This is a genomic window from Streptomyces sp. NPDC060205 (assembly GCF_042728395.1).
In the GTDB taxonomy this organism is placed as follows: Bacteria; Actinomycetota; Actinomycetes; order Streptomycetales; family Streptomycetaceae; genus Streptomyces.
Genome location: NZ_JBHWZP010000604.1, coordinates 1 through 2,160, shown reverse-complemented (window position 1 = coordinate 2,160; position 2,160 = coordinate 1). Strand labels below are relative to the sequence as shown.

The following is a 2,160-nucleotide window of genomic DNA, read 5'->3' as shown; positions in this document are numbered from 1 at the left end:
GGTCCCGAACCGGGGGCAGCGGCATACGGCCGTGCGTGCGGGTCAGTACGTGTTCCTGCTCAGTACGTGTTCACGCTCAGTACGTGTACGTGTTCAGCGTCGCCACCGCCGAGGCCGGTGAGCCCAGGTCGTAGCGGTCCACCGCGAGGAAGTTGGGCTTCTTGCGGGCGGCGGGCTGGCAGAACCGCTGGGCCCGGTCGGTGAGTTTGGTGTTGTCGGTGGTGGCGGTCGAGGCGATCGCCGCGTCCCGGAAGTGGTTCATCACGAAGAGCGGGCGGAAGGGCGGCGCCGTCGCCGTCAGGGGGACGTTGGTGCCCGCGTCGTACCAGCGGCTGTAGCAGGACCAGTCGGAGCTGCCGAGGCCCGAGCCCATGGACCAGTAGTTCTCCACGGTCCACTCGCGCTGGTACATGACGCCGAAGCTGTCCCGGGTGAGCCCCGCGGACTCGTCGGCGGAGCGGCTGTGGTCGGTGAACAGGAGCAGCCGGTCATTGGCGGCGATCAGGTCCGCCACCTTGGGCCAGCCGTTGGCGCGTACGCCGGTCAGGTCCGGGCGGTAGAGGACGTCGGAGAGGCCGTTCACCTTGGCCAGTTCACCGCGCAGGACCCCCGGGTCGACATAGTCCTCCAGGAACACCGTGACGATCTCACCGGGGTTCTGCCGCAGGAAGTCGACCATGCGCTGGAGGTCCACGTTCAGGGCCACCGGCCTGCTGACGAGGGTGCAGCTGTTGTGGCAGAGGATCGCGCCGTCCGGGGTCTGGTGGATGTCCAGCATGAATCCGCGTACGCCGTCGGTGAGTTGCTGGTTGATGCCCCGGCTCTGGTTCGGGACGAGGTTGACGAAGGGCGGCGCGAATCCGCCGTCGACGCCGTTGGCATAGGCGTTGTGGGAGGTGAGGAACGTGACCTGGTCCAGGGTGCGTTGACCCGCGGAGGGCATCGGGGAGGCCGGGGACGTCACGGGGGTCAGGTACCAGGCGGCGGGGTCGCCCGCCGCGCCGACCACGAGCTGCGCGGGGTAGTTGGCGCCGGAGGTCTTGGCGCCGACGGTCAGGTACTGGTCGGCGCCGGGCACCTTGAGGCGGTAGCGGTCGGTGCCCGTCGACGTGATCTCCCACGAGGCGTCCGTGCTCGCGCAGGCCACCGTTCTCGCCTGGCCACCGGACCGGCCCAGGCAGCTGCCGGCCGCGTCGGTGTTCTCCAGGACGTACGAGGTGCCGTTGGCCCGGAGCGTCCACTGCTGGCGGTCCTCGTTGCCCTTGGGGTTGCGCTGGACGACCGCTCCCCCGCTGTCGGCGGCGTTCAGGCCGGTGACCGCGCTCTGCACGTAGAACACGCCCGCGGTCGGCACCTCCGCGGCGTGGGAGGGGGCGGCCAGGGCGGTGGTCAGTGCCGCTCCGGCGGCGGTGAGGGCGAGCAGGGGGCGGTGTCCGGGCATGTCGGTGAGGTCCCTTCGGCAGCGCGGCGGCGCCTGGTCGGCGGCCGGGAATGTGGGGGGTCTGCGCGGGACACTCAATCGGGTTGGTATGTACCGGTCAATAGGGCGGTGTTTCGCGGGGCGGATGCCGGGCACCGCGTTACTCCTACGGGGAAAGAAACGATCACCGCGCCGGGAGGCCGCACATGAGCGACGACAACATGGCCGACGACGTCTACCAGCCCACGGGGACCAACGAGGAGCAGGCGGACGCGGCGCCGCTGGATCTTCAGGACGCGGTGGACGAACGTACGTACGACGATGTGCTCGACGAGGGCTATTCACCGCCCGAGAAGCCGCTGGGCGTCACCAAGAGCGGCACCACGGCCGCCGAGCAGCACGAGGGCGAGAGCCTCGACGAACGGCTGCGCCAGGAGGTCCCCGACGAGGAGGTCCCGGCCGGCGACGGCGTCGGCGACCTGCCCTACGGGGAGGGCGAGGCGACCGACCCCGAGGCCGGCGACGAGCGCGCGGGCCGGCTGGTGGCGCCCGACGAGGGCGCGCACGGGGACAGGACCAAGGAGGCCGTCGCCTCCGACATCGGCATCGACGGCGGGGCCGCGGGCGCCGAGGAGGCCGCGGTCCATCTCATCCCCGAGGAGGAGGAGCTGCCGCCGACACCTCTGCGGCGGGACTGATCCGACCGCACATGTCCCGCCCGCGCCCCGAGGGTCCCGGGC

Annotated in this window: 2 protein-coding genes; one reads left to right on the top strand and one right to left on the bottom strand. The window is 71.2% G+C overall.

The annotated features are described in order from the left end of the window. Positions 1-76: 76 nt before the first annotated feature. Positions 77-1,441 (bottom strand): RICIN domain-containing protein, encoded by a 1,365-nt coding sequence (locus ACFWGJ_RS43415; protein WP_387334498.1) that lies wholly within the window; start codon positions 1,439-1,441, stop codon positions 77-79. A gap of 185 nt (positions 1,442-1,626) precedes the next feature. On the opposite strand from ACFWGJ_RS43415, the gene ACFWGJ_RS43410 reads away from it, so the two are divergent. Next, on the top strand, positions 1,627-2,118 hold the full coding sequence (locus ACFWGJ_RS43410; protein ID WP_387334497.1) for a DUF5709 domain-containing protein: 492 nt from the start codon (positions 1,627-1,629) through the stop codon (positions 2,116-2,118). Positions 2,119-2,160 lie beyond the last annotated feature (42 nt).

Excerpts from the sequence above, each read along its gene's own strand:
- ACFWGJ_RS43410 (WP_387334497.1), top strand. The coding sequence starts at position 1,627 with ATGAGCGACGACAACATGGCCGACGACGTCTACCAGCCCACGGGGACC.
- ACFWGJ_RS43415 (WP_387334498.1), bottom strand. The coding sequence starts at position 1,441 with ATGCCCGGACACCGCCCCCTGCTCGCCCTCACCGCCGCCGGAGCGGCA.